The 16,440-nt window shown below is 66.8% G+C and carries 17 protein-coding genes; 10 read left to right on the top strand and 7 right to left on the bottom strand.

Annotated features, from left to right (window positions below; all coding sequences use genetic code 11):
- On the bottom strand, positions 1-765 hold the full coding sequence (locus KV110_RS26915; RefSeq protein WP_218470041.1) for an SDR family oxidoreductase: 765 nt from the start codon (positions 763-765) through the stop codon (positions 1-3).
- Positions 766-926: 161 nt separating this feature from the next.
- Here KV110_RS26915 and KV110_RS26910 point away from each other — a divergent pair, with 161 nt between their 5' ends.
- The 3 genes from KV110_RS26910 to KV110_RS26900 all read left to right on the top strand — a co-directional run bounded on the left by KV110_RS26910 (position 927) and on the right by KV110_RS26900 (position 3,554).
- The gene (locus KV110_RS26910) at positions 927-2,558 is read left to right on the top strand and encodes an ABC-F family ATP-binding cassette domain-containing protein (protein ID WP_218470040.1); all 1,632 of its coding nucleotides are present in this window, start codon (positions 927-929) and stop codon (positions 2,556-2,558) included.
- Positions 2,559-2,638: 80 nt separating this feature from the next.
- Entirely contained in the window at positions 2,639-2,872 is a 234-nt protein-coding gene (locus KV110_RS26905) for a helix-turn-helix domain-containing protein (RefSeq protein ID WP_040736162.1), read from the top strand.
- 121 nt (positions 2,873-2,993) lie between these two features.
- Positions 2,994-3,554 carry a dihydrofolate reductase family protein gene (locus KV110_RS26900; protein ID WP_246634780.1) on the top strand — a complete coding sequence of 187 codons (561 nt, stop codon included), beginning with the start codon at positions 2,994-2,996 and terminating at the stop codon, positions 3,552-3,554.
- Here the strand turns inward: KV110_RS26900 and KV110_RS26895 are convergent.
- The 4 genes from KV110_RS26895 to KV110_RS26880 all read right to left on the bottom strand — a co-directional run bounded on the left by KV110_RS26895 (position 3,548) and on the right by KV110_RS26880 (position 6,167).
- A complete protein-coding gene (locus tag KV110_RS26895) occupies positions 3,548-4,477 on the bottom strand; it encodes an MvdC/MvdD family ATP grasp protein (RefSeq protein ID WP_246634001.1) in 930 nt (309 codons plus the stop codon). The two genes, KV110_RS26900 and KV110_RS26895, sit on opposite strands and share 7 nt — an antisense overlap.
- A 44-nt stretch (positions 4,478-4,521) precedes the next feature.
- Entirely contained in the window at positions 4,522-4,983 is a 462-nt protein-coding gene (locus tag KV110_RS26890; RefSeq protein WP_218470037.1) for a hypothetical protein, read from the bottom strand.
- A gap of 273 nt (positions 4,984-5,256) precedes the next feature.
- Positions 5,257-5,733, bottom strand: a complete 477-nt coding sequence (locus tag KV110_RS26885; protein WP_246634000.1) for an acyl-CoA thioesterase — start codon at positions 5,731-5,733, stop codon at positions 5,257-5,259.
- A 20-nt stretch (positions 5,734-5,753) separates the two neighbouring features.
- Complete coding sequence (locus KV110_RS26880; protein WP_246634779.1) at positions 5,754-6,167, bottom strand: cupin domain-containing protein; 414 nt, start codon at positions 6,165-6,167, stop codon at positions 5,754-5,756.
- A 157-nt stretch (positions 6,168-6,324) separates the two neighbouring features.
- Here KV110_RS26880 and KV110_RS26875 point away from each other — a divergent pair, with 157 nt between their 5' ends.
- The 5 genes from KV110_RS26875 to KV110_RS42115 all read left to right on the top strand — a co-directional run bounded on the left by KV110_RS26875 (position 6,325) and on the right by KV110_RS42115 (position 9,787).
- Positions 6,325-6,831 carry a MarR family winged helix-turn-helix transcriptional regulator gene (locus KV110_RS26875; RefSeq protein WP_218470035.1) on the top strand — a complete coding sequence of 169 codons (507 nt, stop codon included), beginning with the start codon at positions 6,325-6,327 and terminating at the stop codon, positions 6,829-6,831.
- A gap of 75 nt (positions 6,832-6,906) precedes the next feature.
- On the top strand, positions 6,907-8,436 hold the full coding sequence (locus tag KV110_RS26870; RefSeq protein ID WP_218470034.1) for an amidohydrolase family protein: 1,530 nt from the start codon (positions 6,907-6,909) through the stop codon (positions 8,434-8,436).
- A gap of 96 nt (positions 8,437-8,532) precedes the next feature.
- Positions 8,533-8,667, top strand: coding sequence for a hypothetical protein (locus KV110_RS41870; protein ID WP_281427686.1), 135 nt, complete (start codon positions 8,533-8,535; stop codon positions 8,665-8,667).
- A gap of 196 nt (positions 8,668-8,863) precedes the next feature.
- A complete protein-coding gene (locus KV110_RS26865; protein WP_218470033.1) occupies positions 8,864-9,685 on the top strand; it encodes an SDR family NAD(P)-dependent oxidoreductase in 822 nt (273 codons plus the stop codon).
- Positions 9,686-9,712: 27 nt separating this feature from the next.
- On the top strand, positions 9,713-9,787 hold the full coding sequence (locus KV110_RS42115; protein ID WP_375914870.1) for a 50S ribosomal protein bL37: 75 nt from the start codon (positions 9,713-9,715) through the stop codon (positions 9,785-9,787).
- A 551-nt stretch (positions 9,788-10,338) separates the two neighbouring features.
- Here the strand turns inward: KV110_RS42115 and KV110_RS26860 are convergent.
- Both KV110_RS26860 and KV110_RS26855 read right to left on the bottom strand, forming a co-directional pair.
- The gene (locus KV110_RS26860; protein ID WP_218470032.1) at positions 10,339-10,905 is read right to left on the bottom strand and encodes a TetR/AcrR family transcriptional regulator; all 567 of its coding nucleotides are present in this window, start codon (positions 10,903-10,905) and stop codon (positions 10,339-10,341) included.
- Positions 10,906-10,992: 87 nt separating this feature from the next.
- Positions 10,993-13,812: an aconitate hydratase gene (locus KV110_RS26855; protein ID WP_218470031.1), complete on the bottom strand. Its 2,820-nt coding sequence runs from the start codon at positions 13,810-13,812 to the stop codon at positions 10,993-10,995.
- A gap of 367 nt (positions 13,813-14,179) precedes the next feature.
- Between KV110_RS26855 and KV110_RS26850 the strand changes: the two genes are divergently transcribed.
- Positions 14,180-14,755, top strand: coding sequence for an Rv1476 family membrane protein (locus tag KV110_RS26850; RefSeq protein ID WP_218470030.1), 576 nt, complete (start codon positions 14,180-14,182; stop codon positions 14,753-14,755).
- Between the two features lie 264 nt (positions 14,756-15,019).
- Positions 15,020-16,435 carry an NlpC/P60 family protein gene (locus KV110_RS26845; RefSeq protein ID WP_218470029.1) on the top strand — a complete coding sequence of 472 codons (1,416 nt, stop codon included), beginning with the start codon at positions 15,020-15,022 and terminating at the stop codon, positions 16,433-16,435.
- Positions 16,436-16,440: the final 5 nt, after the last annotated feature.

Genomic DNA, 16,440 nt, shown 5'->3' with positions numbered 1-16,440 from the left:
TCAGAGACCACCCGTGGACAGCAAGCCGCCGTCCACCCGCACGGTCTCACCGGTGATCCAGGCCGCCTCGTCCGAGACCAGGAACCCGATCAGCCGCGCCACATCCTCCGGCGAGCCGAGTCGCTTCATCGGATACACGCTCGCCGCCCGCTCCTCGTCGGCGGAGTACAGCGCGTCGGCGAACTTCGTCTTGATCACGCCCGGCGCGACCGCGTTCACCCGGATCTTCGGGCCGAGTTGCCACGCCAATTCGTCGGTCAACCGGATCAGCGCGGCCTTCGACGCCCCGTACGCGGCGATTACGCCGGACGAGCGGATACCCGCGACGCTGGCGACATTGACCACCGCGCCACCGTGCTCACCCATCCACGCCTTGAACGCCTCCTGGATGAAACCGAGCGCCGCGACCACGTTCACGTCGAAGATCTTGCGCACCGCGTCCAAGTCGGCGTCCATCAGCGAGCCGAATACGGGGTTGATGCCGGTGTTGTTGATCAGCACGTCCACCGAACCGAATTCGGCCATCATCCGCTCGATCGCCGCCGCTCGATCGTCGGCGTTTCCCGCGTTTCCCGCCAGCGCGACGACCTCGCCCTGATGACCGAGAGCGCGCAGCTCCGCGGCGGTCTCGTCCAGCGGGTCCTTCTTGCGCGCGACGATCAGCACGTTCGCGCCGCGGCCGAGCAGCTCCGCCGCCACCGCCTTGCCGATGCCCCGGCTGGCCCCCGTGACCAGAGCGCTCTTGCCCAAAAGATCGTTGCTCATGTAACGGCAGGTTACCCGCCGTTCAGTTAGTGCCGTCACATACAGATCGCTGGGTGTAAAAGCGGTGGCCGAACCCAGGTAAAATCGGTGGTTCTTGTGCGTATCGCGTCGCACAATCGAGCAGCGACCGCCCAGTACCACTGATCCGCGAGGAGAAATCTGTGATCACCGCGACCGACCTGGAGGTCCGGGCCGGAGTCCGCACCCTGCTGTCGGCCCCCGGACCGGCCCTGCGGGTGCAGTCCGGCGACCGGATCGGACTGGTCGGACGCAACGGTGCCGGTAAGACCACCACGCTGCGCATTCTGGCGGGCGAGGGCGAGCCGTATGCCGGAAAGATTCTGCGTTCCAGCGATATCGGCTACCTGCCGCAGGATCCGCGGGAGGGCAACCTCGATGTGCTCGCCCGCGACCGGGTGCTTTCCGCGCGCGGCCTGGACACGCTGATCCGGGACATGGAGAAGCAACAGGCGCTGATGGCCGAGGTGGCCGACGAGGCCGAACGTGACAAGGCGGTGCGCAAGTACGGTCGCCTCGAGGAGCGGTTCTCCGCGCTCGGCGGCTATGTCGCCGAGAGCGACGCCGCCCGCATCTGCCACAGCCTCGGCCTGCCCGATCGGGTGCTCGCCCAGCCGCTGCGCACCCTCTCCGGTGGCCAGCGCCGCCGAATCGAGTTGGCGCGCATCCTGTTCGCCGCCTCCGACGGCAGCGGCGGGCGCTCCGACACCGTCCTGCTGCTCGACGAGCCGACCAACCACCTCGACGCCGACTCCATCACCTGGCTGCGCGGTTTCCTGCAGAACCACGACGGCGGCCTCATCGTGATCAGCCACGATGTGGAACTGCTCGGCGACGTGGTGAACAAGGTGTGGTTCCTGGACGCGGTGCGCGGCGAGGCCGACGTCTACAACATGGGCTGGCAGAAGTACCTGGACGCCCGCGCCACCGACGAACAGCGCCGCCGTCGCGAACGCGCCAATGCCGAGAAGAAGGCGAGCGCGCTACGCGTCCAGGCCGCCAAGCTCGGCGCCAAGGCCACGAAAGCCGTTGCGGCACAGAACATGGCCAAGCGCGCCGACCGGCTGATGGCCGAGCTCGATGACGTGCGCGTCGCCGACAAGGCGGCCAGGATCAGGTTCCCCGAGCCCGCTCCGTGCGGCAAGACGCCGCTGATGGCGGAGAACCTGACCAAGGTCTACGGCTCGCTGGAGATCTTCACCGGCGTCGACCTCGCGATCGACCGCGGCAGCCGGGTCGTGGTGCTCGGCCTCAACGGCGCGGGCAAGACCACCCTGCTCCGGATGCTCGCCGGGGTGGAACAACCGACCGCGGGCAACCTGGTGCCCGGCCACGGTTTGAAGGTCGGCTATTTCGCGCAGGAGCACGACACCCTCGACGACCAGGCCAGCGTGTGGGAGAACATCCGACACGCGGCCCCGGACGCGGGGGAGCAGAATCTGCGCAGCCTGCTCGGCGCGTTCATGTTCACCGGCCCGCAGCTCGATCAGCCCGCCGGCACGCTGTCCGGTGGTGAGAAGACCCGCCTCGCGCTCGCCGGGCTGGTTTCCTCGGCCGCCAATGTGCTGCTGCTCGACGAACCGACCAACAACCTGGATCCGGTCTCGCGGGAGCAGGTGCTGGACGCGCTGCGCACCTACGCGGGCGCGGTCGTGCTGGTCACGCACGATCCGGGGGCCGCGGAGGCGCTGTCGCCGGAGCGCGTGATCTTGCTACCGGACGGTACGGAAGACCATTGGTCCGCCGATTATTTGGAACTTATTCAGCTTGCGTGAGTTTCATCACAAGAATCCGTTGATCACGGACCCTCGAGTGCTTAGCCTGGAAAGAGCTGCTCGGCGACTCGGAGGAAGCCATGAGCGACAGGCCCACGCAAGTCAAAGCCACCCTGGGTAAGGGAACACGCGTCACGGGGAAGTCCCGGGACCGCCTACAGACCCAGCTGAAGAAGCAGTACGAGGCAGGTGCGAGCATCCGCTCCCTCGCGCGAGCGACCGGTCGCTCCTACGGCTTCATCCACAACGTGCTGGTGGAGTCGCATGTGCAACTCCGCAGCCGCGGCGGTGCCAACCGCCGTAAGAGCCAGTAGCGGCCCAGGGACCGAAATCGGTTTCGGCGGTATGTTTTTCGCCGGAACCGATGAGTTCGGCTGACCTGCGCCGTCTGCACTATCGAGGCACGACTCTCGGAAGGAGCCTCGAGTGCGGACAATGCTGCTGCAAATGATGGTCACGCTGGACGGCTACGCCGCAGGCCCGGACGGAGCGCTGGACTGGATCGAGGTCGACGACCCCGAACTGGACGCTTATCTGGCCGAGCTGCTCGGCGCGGTGGACGCCCAGCTGTTCGGACGCGCCTCCTACGAGCTGCTCGCCCAGTATTGGCCGGGCGCGCAACAGGATCCGGCGACGCCAGGCGATGCGATGCTGGCTCCGCTGGTCAACGCGCTGCCGAAGATCGTGGTGTCCACCCGGCCGGATCTGGATCTGCCGTGGCAGCCCGCGCGCCGCATCGGCGCGGACCTCGCCGCGGAGGTCGCCGAGCTGAAGAACGAGCCGGGCAAGCCGGTCGTGATCTTCGCCGGTGCGCGCACCGCGCAGGAGTTCCTCCGTCTCGGCGCGGTGGATGAGCTTCGGCTGCTGGTCTTTCCGGTATTGCTCGGTGCCGGGCAGCGGCTCTTCGATGCGGTGCCGCCGCAGCCGCTGCGGCTGGTCGAGGTGGTTCCGTTCCGCACATCGGGTGTCGTGCTGCAGACCTATCGCCGTCAGTAGCCCTCGACGGCGCCGTCGCCGTCGACGAGGAGGTTGGCGAGGCTGCGGAAGATGGGCAGGCCCGTCTTGATCTCCAGGTACGCGAATTGCCCCTGCGGGTTGACCTCGAGGAAGTAGTACTCGCCGTCGAGGCCGAGCCGAATGTCCAAGACACCGAAGGACAACCCGAGCGCACCCATCAACGTGGCCAGCGACTTGCTCACCGAGGCGGGCAGATGTTCGGGCACGAAGTCGACCGAAGTGTCCAGGCGGGAATCGACACGGCCGGCACCGGCCTGCGAGTCGATGCGCACCGACCATTCGACGCCGTCCACCCAGACGACCCGCAGATCGCATTCGGCGTCGACATAGTCCTGGAAGGTGGTCGGCGCGGAGCGGATGCCCGCCAGCCTGCCGTAGTCGGCCTCGGTGATGATCCTGGTCTCGGCGAATTCGGCGCGGCTGGTCCCGGTGCGCTTGTAAACGACTGGGCCCGGCCGTGATTCGACGAAGCTGCGGGCCTCGTCCGGATCGTTGGTGATCAGCGTTTCCGGTACCGCGAACCCGGCTCGCAGCGCGGTCTCCAGCTGCACGATCTTGCGGCCCGCGGTGCGGTCGGCGCCTGGGTCGTTTACCCAGTTGGCCGGGATGGACCACAGCAGGCCCTGGATGAACCCGTCGCATTCGGCCTGGCGGAAGTCGTCGTCGGTGGCGCGGACCCCGGCGGGCACCTGGCAGGGATGCGGGCGGCGCCACCAGACCGAGCGCACATCGTCGAGTCCGATCAGGTGCGAGAGCGAGCGCGCGGTGCCGAGCCGGTCCAGCCGGAAACTGCCCGACTCACGCGGGAAGTCGCGTAGGTCGAGGTGAATCGCGCTGAGCCCGTGGTGTTCTCGCAGCGTCGCCGCCATGGCGGTGCCGTGCAGATCGTCGGCTTCCGACACGATGAGGACCGAACCTGGCCGACGTGCCGCCATGCGTGGGCCGCTCAGTCGAGACTGTCGCAGTTGATGCCGTCATCGCTGGTCGCGAACGACTTGGTCTGGCAGTAGGTGAAGGTGGCGCCGTTGGAGCCGGTCAGGTCGACGAGTTGCAGCCGGTCGGCCCAGGTTTCGGTGAGTCGCCGCAGCTGCTCGTCGCCGAGCGCCGCCGACGGGGCCTCCGGGATCGTCATCGGCCGGTCGACGAGATCGATGCGCAGGCGGCGGGTGAAGTCAGCGGTGGCGCCCGCGCGGATGTCCACCAGCACGGGGCGGCCGCGATCCGGTGCGAGGCCGTCGGGCAGCGCCGAATCGAGCACACGCAGGACATCGGACCGACGGAAAGTCCACGTTCCCTCGGCGACCCGCACGGTGATATCTCGTTCCGACTCCGCTACCAGCAAACCCTGCAGCGGCGGGACGCGGTTGCCCTTCGGCGCGGTTCCGGGGAGGCGGAGTGCGTCGGTCATTGCTGTTCTCCGATCTGCTGCTTCCGATCTGCTCGCGATTTGCCACGACCCCCGAGCGTGAGTTGGATCATATCGCGCAGAGTGAGCGGATCGGTTCGGATCGAGAGATTTCACGGCCGGTGGCAAACCGGATTTCGGTGCCGGATGCGCTAGCGCCGAAAGTTTTTCGGTGGACCAGGGATAGTTCCGGCGCAATCACTTAGCTACTTCCAAATGGCAAGGATCTGGGAGGTATAGCCCGGGATTGGCGGCTGTGCATCCGTACGTACCGCTTCAAAGACCGAGCAGGTCGGGCCGCTCGGCCAAGGCCGCCATGCGCTCACCCGGCGCGGCGACGAGCTTGCGGGCGCTGAGATCGAGCAGGCCGGTGAGTACCGATATCTCGGCTGCGACGGTGCCGTCGAGTTTGCGGATCTCGTGCCGGAAGCGGAAGGTCTTGCCGGTCTGCCAGGCGAACTCGACCGAGACGGTGACCTCGTCGCCGCTGCGCAGTTCGCGGAGATATTTGATGGTGGTCTCCAGTACTACCGGCCCGACTCCGCTGGCGATCAGCTTGTCCTGGGGCAGCCCGGCCGCGCGGAGCAGTTCCCATCGGGCGTGTTCGGCGTATTGCAGGTAGACCGCCTGATTCAGGTGCCCTTGCGTATCGAGCTCGTAACCGCGGACGACAACGGGGACGGAAAAGGTCATCTCCGGCGAACCTCCTTCGAGGGCGGAATTGTTCCCGACCTGAATCGATGGGTTGGTCACAGCCGAATTGTGCACGAGATTCAGCGACGGTTCGCGTTGCGCTCGGTCCACCAGCGCGGCGCGTCCACGAAGTGGTTGTCGAATTCCTCCTGCGCCGCCGCGAGGTCGGCCATGGTCGATTCACCCTTGGCGATCCGGTCCAGTAGGCGGAAGTACTCGAAGCGCTCCGTGCCGGGCATGAGGGCGATCATGATGCGCGCGCCGCTGTCGGGGGTGGCGCCGAAGGCGTGCGGCATGAACTTCGGCACGACAATCGAGCCGCCCGCGCCGACCGTGACGATCCGGTCGCCGGCCAGCAGTTGCAATTCGCCGTCGGCAACGTAGAACAACTCGTCCGAGGTGGTGTGGTAGTGCGGTGCCGCGCCATCGGCCCCCTGAGCCATGGTGACCTCGAGCGTGCTCAGCGCTCCGCCAGCCTCCTCGGCGTCGAGCAGCAGCCGCACGGTGACTTTGTCGGTCCGCAGCGTCTCGGCGTCCTGCGGCTGCCGGATCGCGACGTCCATGCGCGGGGTGGTGATCATGGTGGCTCCAACTGATTCGGTGATTGATAATTCGCTACCGAACTATATATCAGCGAATAGAATTCTGTCCATGGCAGAGCACAAACCGGATCACGTCGACGCGATCGTGGACCAGTGGCGGCGCGAACGCCCGGATCTCGAGCTGGACGCGATGGCGATCCTCGGCCGCCTCGGCCGCCTGCTCATCGTGGCCCAGCGGGTGATCGAGGCGGTCTTCACCGCGCACGGCTTACACCGCGGCGAGTTCGATGTGCTTGCGGCGCTGCGTCGTTCGGGCGACCCGTGGGAACTCAACCCGTCTGTCCTCGCCGACACGCTGATGCTGTCCCGTGCGGGCATGACGGGGCGGCTCGACCGGCTCGAATCGGCCGGACTGGTCCGGCGGATCGCCGATCCGGACGACCGCCGTGCCGTGCGCGTCGCGCTGACCGACGACGGCCGCACACTCATCGACAAGGTCGTCACCGCGCACACCGAGAACGAAACCCGCATGCTGTCGGTGCTTTCCGCGAAGGACCGCCGCGAACTCGACCGCATCGTCCGGGCGCTGCTCGGCAGTCTCGAGGAAGACGCCTGACCTGGTGCCGAAGTCATTGCGGCCCAGTCGGTTACCTTTCATCGTAGACTGCGGTCGAGCAACGGGGAGGTGGGCGTGCGCGAGATCGACCGCAGTGAATTCCTGGCCTGGATGGCCAAAGGAGCCGTCGGCGCGATAGCGGGCGGCGTTCTTTCGAGCCTGGCCGGCCGTGCGGCGGGTGCCGATCCAGGACCGTCCGCGCCGGTGACGGTGCTGGCCGGGGCGACGGTGATCGATGGAACCGGAGCGCCCCCGATGCCCGACACTACGGTCGTGCTCGTCGGTGACCGGATCGTGGCGGTCGGACGATTCCCCGAGATCCCGCTGCCGCCAGAGGTGCGAATGCTGGATCTGGCGGGCAAATTCGTCATCCCCGGACTGTGGGACATGCACACGCACATCGCGGACGCCGAACGAACCTTTCTGCCGTTGCACGTGGTTCACGGAGTGACCGGGATCCGGGAGATGTGGGGCTTCCCGCACACCCGGGATCTGCGTCGGCGAATCGACGAGGGGCAGCTGCTCGGCCCTCGGATGGTGTTCGCGGGCAACATCATCGACGGCCCACCCGGCATCTGGCCCGGCTCGGAGGTGGTCGCCACCGAGGCCGAAGCGCGGGCCGCGGTGCGGCGGACCAAGGAGAGTCAGGCCGACTTCGTCAAGGTCTACTCGCTGTTGTCCCGTGAAACCTTGACCGCCATCGCGGACGAGTCGCGAAAGGTGGGCCTGCCCTTCGCCGGTCACGTGCCGCACCGCATTCCGGTGGCCGAGGCGGTCGAGCTCGGGCAGCACACGATCGAGCACATGTACGGCATGCAGCTGTCCACGTCTACCCGAACATCGGAGTTCTACGCCGAAATCGAGGCTAACTGGTCGGATCCGAAGGTGGAGATGGCGCGCCGTGGCTCGATGGAACGGGAAGCGGGGGAGACGTACAGTCCGGAACGCGCTGCGGCCCTGTTCGATCGGATGATCCAGCAAGGCACCTGGCAGTCACCGACCATCACGGTGGAGCAGCGATACCTCACGGGCGCACCCACCCAGGGGCCGGACGCATCGGAGATGCTGCGCTACATGCCGGGTTTCATCCAGCAGTTCTGGACTGCACGCGGAACGGGTGAGGGGCAGCCCTCCGATGCCGAGATCGCCATGGCACAGCAGAACTTTCAGGCGCGGCTGCGACTGATCGCCGCGATGAACGCGGCGGGTGTTGGCATCGTGGCGGGTACCGACGCGGGCAATCCCTTCGTGTTTCCCGGTGCCTCGTTGCATGAAGAGCTGGCTTGGCTTGTGCTGGCCGGCCTTTCGCCGATGCAAGCCTTGCAGGCCGCGACGGTCAACGCCGCGCGGTGTGTGGGTCTGGAGCATGTGTCCGGCACCATCGGGGTCGGCAAGTACGCGGATCTGGTTGTCCTGGACCGTGATCCGTTGGCCGATATCGGTAATACGCGCCGAATCCATGCCGTGGTATCGCGTGGGCGGTATCTGTCCGATCAGGACCGGGCACGTATCTTACGCGAGGTCGAGGTGGCGGCCGCGGAAGACGACGGTGCGGTTCTGCCGAGTGGTGGGATGCTGCCGCACTGCTGTTCGCACGGTAGGTGAGCGCAGCTGCCGCGGGGGATGTGCTCGCGCTAAGGAACCGTCAAATCGGGTGCGGATTACTTGCCCCTGATCACGGTGACCGGTTTGGATCACGGTATGACCGCAACTTCCGGCCTTCGTCGCGCGCTGCGCGGACTGCTCGGTGTTGCCGTGTGCCTCGATGCAGAACTTCCCTCCGCCCTGGAGCGTGTCGGCTTCGGGAGCGAGGACGAGCCGCCGAGTCCGGTCTGATCCACTAGGCGCGCAGCCGATTTGTGCTGCACGGCATCATGTCGCGCACGTTCTTGCGCGGAACCTTCACCCGCGTGCACGGCCCGTGCCGTGCCGCGCGGGTTCATCACCCCGCGACCTCTGACCGCGGATCCATTCTTCGCGTGCGTCTTTCGCGACCCTGAGCCGAGACGCACGCTCATTCGATGGGAGAGCTATGTCCGAATTCTCGTCCGGCGGCCGGATCGTTCTGGTGACCGGCGTCGACGAAAGCCTCGGTTACGCGACGGCGAAGCGCTTGGCCGCCGACGGTGTCACTGTGATCCTGCACGCCCAGGACAAGGAACTCGCCGACGCCGCACTGGAACGACTGATCGGGGACGGTGCGGACCCGAACCGCCTGCGCATGATGCACGCCGATTTCACCAAGCTGTCCGAAGTCGACGAGCTGGCCGCGACACTGACCGCGACCGTGCCCGCGCTCGACGCGCTGATCAACGCCGCGGCTATCCCCGGTCCGCAGCGCCGGTCGAACACCGCCGACGGCTACGAATTGACCTTCCAGGTCAACTATCTCGCACCGCAGCGGCTGACGATGGCGCTGGCCGCCGCGATCGCGGCCGCGCGGGGACGGGTGGTCTCGGTGTCCTCGCGATTGCACGTCGGCGGCAATATCGACTACTCGGACATGGATCGAAACCGCGGCCTCTATACGCCGATGGCGGTGTACGCGCAGGCCAAGCTGGCGTTGACGATGTTCACCCGCACACTCGCCGAGAGCGGGCCCGCCGGGCTGACCGCCATCAGCGTCAGCCCCGCCGATTTCGAAATCGACATGCCGCAACTGCGCAGCCACGTGGGCGCACCCCGCGATGCGGCCGCCGATCTGCTTGCCATCCTGAGCGATCCGGCGACACCGGTCGTCAACGGCGGTTACTACGAAGGGCTCGAGCAGGCCAAGTCGGCCGCACTGGTGCGTAATTCGCGGGCCCGCGCCCGGCTGGCCGCCTGGAGTCGCCAGCCAGCGCACGCCGCGTAACTCCTACCAACGAAAGAAGACCCACCAATGTCCAAGCGCGCGAACAAGAAACGCGCCCGCCGCAAGAACAAAGCCAACCACGGCAAACGCCCCGGCGCCTGAATCTCGCTGTCCCTCCCGGACACAGCGAACCGGACCGCCGCGACACGATCGAGTCCCGGCGGTTCGATTCGCGGCTCAGCTAGCGGATTCGCTGGGGGACTGCCGTCGGTCGCCCCACCGTGGGACCATTTCCCTATGACTGACGGGGTGGGTAGCGGCTTCCTGAGTCTCGCTGCCACTGTCGTGAGAATGTTGTTCGGGGGACCCCGAACAGGAGTGCCGAAGCTGACGGCGTTCGTCGTGGCGGAACCCGTGCGCGGCAGGAAACTCGAGGTCCGGGCGCGGGTCACCAATGCAGGCGACGCCGGGGTGACAATCGATATGGTTCTGTTGATGGTCGAAGGTAGGGAGTGGCGCAGGGGCGACGTCGCGACGCTCGAATTGCGGTCTGGCCCAAAACCTCCGTTCCGCCTGGACGCCTATGACTCTGCGGCGTGGAAATCTACGATCAGGCTTCAGGATTGGATGACGCAACGGGGCGCCAAATGCACGCTGTCCGTATATGGCGCTGGAGCATCCGCGCACACCGAACGCCGGATCCCGGTGCGGGCCTAATCTCGCCGACGAACTGACGCTTCGACGAGATCCAGCACTGCCGTGAGGTTTTCGTTGGTGTGCCCCGAGGCGATGCGGGCGATCAATCCATCGAGGACCAAGTCGAGGTAGCCGAGGAGGACGTCGGTGGGGACGTCGTCGCGCAGGGCGCCCGCGGCCTTGCGGCGTTCGAGGCGGGCGAGGGTGGCGGCGGTGAGTTCGGCGGATCGTTGGGTCCAACCGGCGCGGAATTCGGGGTCGGTGCGCAGGCGGCGGGCGATTTCCAGCCGGGTGCCGAGCCAGTTGAATTGTTCGGGGTGGGCGAGCATGTCGCGCATCACCTGCACGATGCCCTGGTTGGCCGCCACGTCGGCCATCCGTTCTGCGTCTTCCTGGGCGAGTGCGAGGAACAGCGCGTCCTTGTCCCGGAAGTGGTGGAAGATGGCCCCGCGGGACAGCCCGATCTCTTCCTCTAGCCGCCGTACGGTGGCACCCTCGTACCCGTATTCGGCAAAGCAGCGCCGCGCCCCGTCGAGAATCTGACTGCGCCGGGCGGCGAGGTGATCGTCACTGACTTTGGGCATGGCGGGCGGACTCCTCCAAGAGGTGCGCGAAGTCCGCGCACCGCGAAAACGCGGTGCGCGGACCCTCGACGTACGGCGAGTGCGTGATCAGCCGCGAATCATGTTGCGCAGCACGTACTGCAGGATGCCGCCGTTGCGGTAGTAATCGGCCTCACCGGGGGTGTCGATCCGGACCACCGCGTCGAAGGTGATCTTGTCACCGTTCTCCTTGGTAGCCGTGACCTTCAAGGTCTTCGGAGTCGCACCCTCGTTCAGCTGGGTGATGCCTTCGATGTCGAAGGTCTCGGTGCCGTCCAGCTTCAGCGACGCGGCCGACTCGCCGGCCGGGAACTGCAGCGGGATGACGCCCATGCCGATGAGGTTGGAGCGGTGGATGCGCTCGAAGGACTCGGTGATGACGGCCTTCACGCCGAGCAGCGAGGTGCCCTTGGCGGCCCAGTCACGCGAGGAACCGGAGCCGTACTCCTTGCCACCGAGCACGACCAGCGGGATGCCCGCGGCCTGGTAGTTCTGCGAGGCGTCGTAGATGAACGCCTGCGGGCCACCGTCCTGGGTGAAGTCGCGGGTGTAACCACCCGAGACGTCGTCGAGCAGCTGGTTGCGCAGCCGGATGTTGGCGAAGGTGCCGCGGATCATCACCTCGTGGTTACCGCGACGCGAGCCGTAGGAGTTGTAGTCCTTGCGCTCGACGCCGTTGGACTCCAGGTACTGCGCGGCCGGGGTGCCCGGCTTGATGTTGCCTGCCGGGGAGATGTGGTCGGTGGTGACCGAATCGCCCAGGTAGGCCAGCACGCGCGCACCCTTGATGTCGGTGACCGGCGCGGGGGTCTGCGGCATGCCGTCGAAGTACGGCGGCTTGCGCACGTAGGTGGACTTGGGATCCCAGTCGAAGGTCTTGCCCTCCGGGGTGGGCAGTCCGCGCCAGCGCTCGTCACCCTTGAACACGTCGGCGTAGGACTTGATGAACATGTCCTGGCTGATCGACGCGTTGATGGTGTCCTGGATTTCCTTCGAGGAGGGCCAGATGTCCTTCAGGAAGACGTCGTTGCCGTCCGCGTCCTGACCAAGCGGGTCGGTCTCGAAGTCGAAGTCCATCGTTCCGGCGAGCGCGTAGGCGATGACCAGCGGCGGCGAGGCCAGGTAGTTCATCTTCACGTCGGGGGAGATGCGGCCCTCGAAGTTGCGGTTGCCGGAGAGCACCGCGGTGACCGAGAGGTCGTTGTCGTTGATCGCCTTCGACACGGCGTCCGGCAGCGGGCCGGTGTTGCCGATGCAGGTGGCGCAGCCGTAGCCGACCAGGAAGAAGCCCAGCTTCTCCAGGTAGGGCCACAGGCCGGCCTTGTTGTAGTAGTCGTTGACGACCTGCGAACCCGGCGCCATGGAGGTCTTCACCCACGGCTTGGAGGTCAGGCCCTTCTCGACCGCGTTGCGGGCGAGCAGCGCGGCGCCGAGCATGACCGACGGGTTGGAGGTGTTGGTGCAGGAGGTGATCGACGCGACCACCACGGCACCGTGATCGAGCACGAAGTCGCCGTACTCCTCCGAGGAGACCTTGACCGGCTTGCTCGGGCGGCCGACCGCACCGTTGGCGGCGGACGGGATGAACTCGGCGTCGTCGTCGGCGAAGGACAGCACCGCGGGATCGCTGGCCGGGAAGGACTCCTCGATGGCCTCGTCCAGGTGCGTGTGCGGGGTGACGGCGGCGGGGCCGCTCTCCGCGTCGTTGGTGTAGTTGTGAATGTCCTTGCGGAAGGCGGTCTTCGACTCGCTCAGCAGGATGCGGTCCTGCGGGCGCTTCGGGCCCGCGATGGACGGCACCACGTCGCCGAGGTCGAGCTCGAGGTACTCCGAGTACGCGGGCTCGTGCTCCGCGTCGTGCCACATGCCCTGTTCCTTGGCGTAGGCCTCGACCAGCGCGAGCTGATCTTCGCTACGTCCGGTCATCCGCAGGTAGTCGATGGTGACGCTGTCGATCGGGAAGATCGCGGCGGTGGAACCGAATTCGGGGCTCATGTTGCCGAGGGTCGCGCGATTCGCCAGCGGAACCTCGGCGACGCCCCGACCGTAGAACTCGACGAACTTGCCGACCACGCCGTGCTTGCGCAGCATGTCGGTGACGGTGAGCACCACGTCGGTGGCGGTGACGCCGGGCTTGATCTCACCGCTCAGCTTGAAGCCGACGACGCGCGGGATCAGCATCGAGACGGGCTGGCCGAGCATGGCCGCCTCGGCCTCGATACCGCCGACGCCCCAGCCCAAGACACCGAGGCCGTTGACCATCGTCGTGTGCGAGTCGGTGCCGACGCAGGTGTCCGGGTAGGCCTGGCCGTTGCGGACCATGACGGTGCGGGCGAGGTGCTCGATGTTGACCTGGTGCACGATGCCGGTGCCAGGGGGGACGACCTTGAAGTCGTCGAACGCGCCCTGGCCCCAGCGCAGGAACTGGTAGCGCTCGCCGTTGCGGGAGTATTCGATGTCGACGTTGCGCTCGAAGGCGTCGGCGCGACCGAAGACGTCGATGATGACGGAGTGGTCGATGACCATCTCGGCGGGCGCAAGCGGGTTGACCTTGTTCGGGTCACCGCCGAGGGTGGCGACGGCCTCGCGCATGGTGGCCAGGTCGACGATGCAGGGCACGCCGGTGAAGTCCTGCATGATCACGCGGGCCGGGGTGAACTGGATCTCGATGCTCGGCTGGGCCGACGGATCCCAATTCGCAATGGCGCGAATGTGATCGGCGGTGATGTTGGCGCCGTCCTCGGTACGGAGCAGGTTCTCCGCCAGGACTTTGAGTGCGTAGGGGAGTTTTTCGGTGCCGGGCACGGCGGAGAGGCGGAAGATCTCGTAGGAGTTGCTTCCGACCTCGAGGGTGCCCTTGGCGCCGAAAGTATCGATACTTGTCGTCACGTCAGCTCCACTCGTCTGTGAGGGTTGGCCGTCGGCGGGGCTGTGCCGGCGACCGATCTTTTCGAGCGACCTGCAAGCAGTCGCTACGGGTGTCTTTGCAGGTGCTCCAGCGCCGGAAGGCGCCGGTTCCTCGCGCTACGACCTTAACAGTACGCTTGTCCTGTGAGCCAAGTGGGGCTCGCCGGGACCCTGGGTGCGAGGACGGGTGCCGCTCGGCGTCAAGGCGCGTCGCGTGCCGTGTGCGCGTACTACGACTGGCGGTCGCGTACTGTGCATTCGGAGCCAGCCCGGGGAGCCCCGCGCTCGCCTGCAGTGTTGGATGCACGTCGCTTCGGATGCCGATGCGGCTCGACAGACCGGATGGAAGATGACCGTCTCGCACACCTCGGTTTTCACGCCCATGGCCGCCGAACTGCCGCCGAACATCACCGAGGACACCGTCGCCACCATCAATGCCGATCTGGCCGACAATCACGTCGCCACGGTGGGTGGTAAGGATCAGACGGAGTTGGCGGCAGTCGCCGCCGACGCGAGAGCGCACGGAATCCCGCTGAGCATCGTGGTTGTTCCCGGCAATCCAGGCCACGACTCGAGCTTACGTGACCTGGCCACCGAGGTCGGCAAGACCCAGCACGGCACGGTCGTGGTGTTGAGCGACGACTGGGTCGGCACCTACAGCGACTCGATCAGCCGGGTCCGCCTCGAGTGGGCCGAGGACAAGGCGAAGTACAAGGGTGGCCATTCCGCCGAGTCGGCACGGCTTTTCGTGGACAAGCTGGAGCAGCCGGAGGCCGTGTCCTGGACGGTGATCGCCAGTGTGTTGCTGGCAGGTACGGCTGCCGTGGTCGTCGGGCTGTACTTCGTGAAGTCGCGTCGGCGTGCCGAACCTGCCACGCCGGTGGGGGTTTCCGGCACCGAGGGTGACCGGGCTTCCACTTCATAGCTGGTTTCTACTCAGCTACTTTTCCTGACCGTCGGTATGTTCTACCGACTGGAAACCTTTGCGGTATCCGGCTAATTACCGGCAACGGGCAAATTACCTGCCTGTCATTCTGTTGCTGGAGTTCCTTTGGTGACGGAAGTGTCGTACGGTCGTGTAGTTGCTGATGGGGAAGAAGTGCTGTCAGGGGCATCTGCTGGCCATTGTGCTTGCTGGTTCGGTCGGTGCTTACGGGGTGTTGCTGGAGTCGGGTCCTTGGGAGGTGCGATGCGCAACAACGGCGAGGCCGCCCTTCGGCGTCCGATGGGGGTCGCCCTGGGGTTGCTGGTGTCGGTCGTCCTGGTGCTCGCCGGACCCGCCGTCGCGGTGCCGCCCGCCCCGCCGAATCCGAGCGACGGCCAACTCGCCGACGCCGGAGCGCAAGTCGACGCGGGGGTGACCGAGGTCGGCGCGCTGATCAATCAGGTCGCGGTGGTGGACCAGCAGTTGCAGCAACTCGACAGTGAGGTCGCCCGCAAGCGCGAGGAAGTGAACAAGGCACTCGTCGATCTGCAGAACGCGCGTGACGCCGCGGACGCGGCCGCGGCGGTCGTCGTCGAAACCCAGCGCGAATTGGCCGACGCCGGAACGCGAGTCGGCGCGGCGCGGCGCAACTTCGATCAGTTCGCCGCTCAGGCATACACCCGCCCGGCCGCCGATTCGATGGTCGTCTACCTCGCCGCCGCCACCCCGGCCGCCGCCCTCGACCAGGCCCAGTTGCTGTCCCTCGTGTCGAAGAACCAGCAGCAGGTGCTGGACCGACTACGCCGCGCCCAGATCGACCAGGGCAACAAGAATTCCAGTGCGCGCCAAGCGAAGTCGGACGCCGACGCGGCCGCCGCGGCCGCCGAGCAGAAGAAGATCGACGCCGAGCACGCGGTCGCCGCCGCCAAGGCCGCGCTGGACCAGCAGACGGTGCAGCGCGACAACCTGCTCCGCGAGCGCCAGGATGCGCAGGGCCGCTTGGATTTCGCGCGCCAGCACGTGGCGGGACTACAGGGCCAGCGCGAGGCCTACCTGAATTGGGATCAGCAGCGCAAGGCGGAGGAGGCCGCGGCCCGCGCCGCCGCCTCGGCCGCCGCCGCCAGGGCCGCCGCCGATCAGAACGCGCAGGGACGCGCCGGGCAACTCGGCGAAGGTAAACGCCCGCATACGCAATTGGAGAACGCGCCGCCGCCGCGGCAGAGCACGCCGCGGCCGAGCTTGCCGTCCATCGGCGGCGCCGCGGCGATCGAGACGGTGGTCGACCGTGCCATGTCCCAGTTGGGCGTCATCTACGCCTGGGGTGGCGGGGATGAGAACGGGCCGACCTACGGCATTCGCGACGGCGGCGTCGCCGACAGCTTCGGCGACTACAACAAGGTCGGCTTCGACTGCTCGGGTCTGATGATCTATGCCTTTGCCGGAATCGGGGTTTCGTTGCCGCACTACAGCGGGTACCAATACAACGCGGGCACGCGAGTGCCGGTGGCCGAGCGGGCCCGCGGCGACATGCTGTTCTGGGGGCCGAACGGCAGTGAGCACGTCGCGCTGTACCTGGGCGGCGGGCAGATGGTCGAGGCGCCCCAGTCGGGTGAGGTGGTCCGGGTGTCGGCGGTGCGTGAAGGCGGCATCATGCCGTACGCGGTGCGGATCGTCAGCTGACGCTG

The organism is Nocardia iowensis (genome assembly GCF_019222765.1).
GTDB lineage: Bacteria > Actinomycetota > Actinomycetes > Mycobacteriales > Mycobacteriaceae > Nocardia > Nocardia iowensis.
The sequence above is the reverse complement of the archived record's forward strand: the minus strand, read 5'-3'. Positions and strand labels throughout refer to the sequence as shown.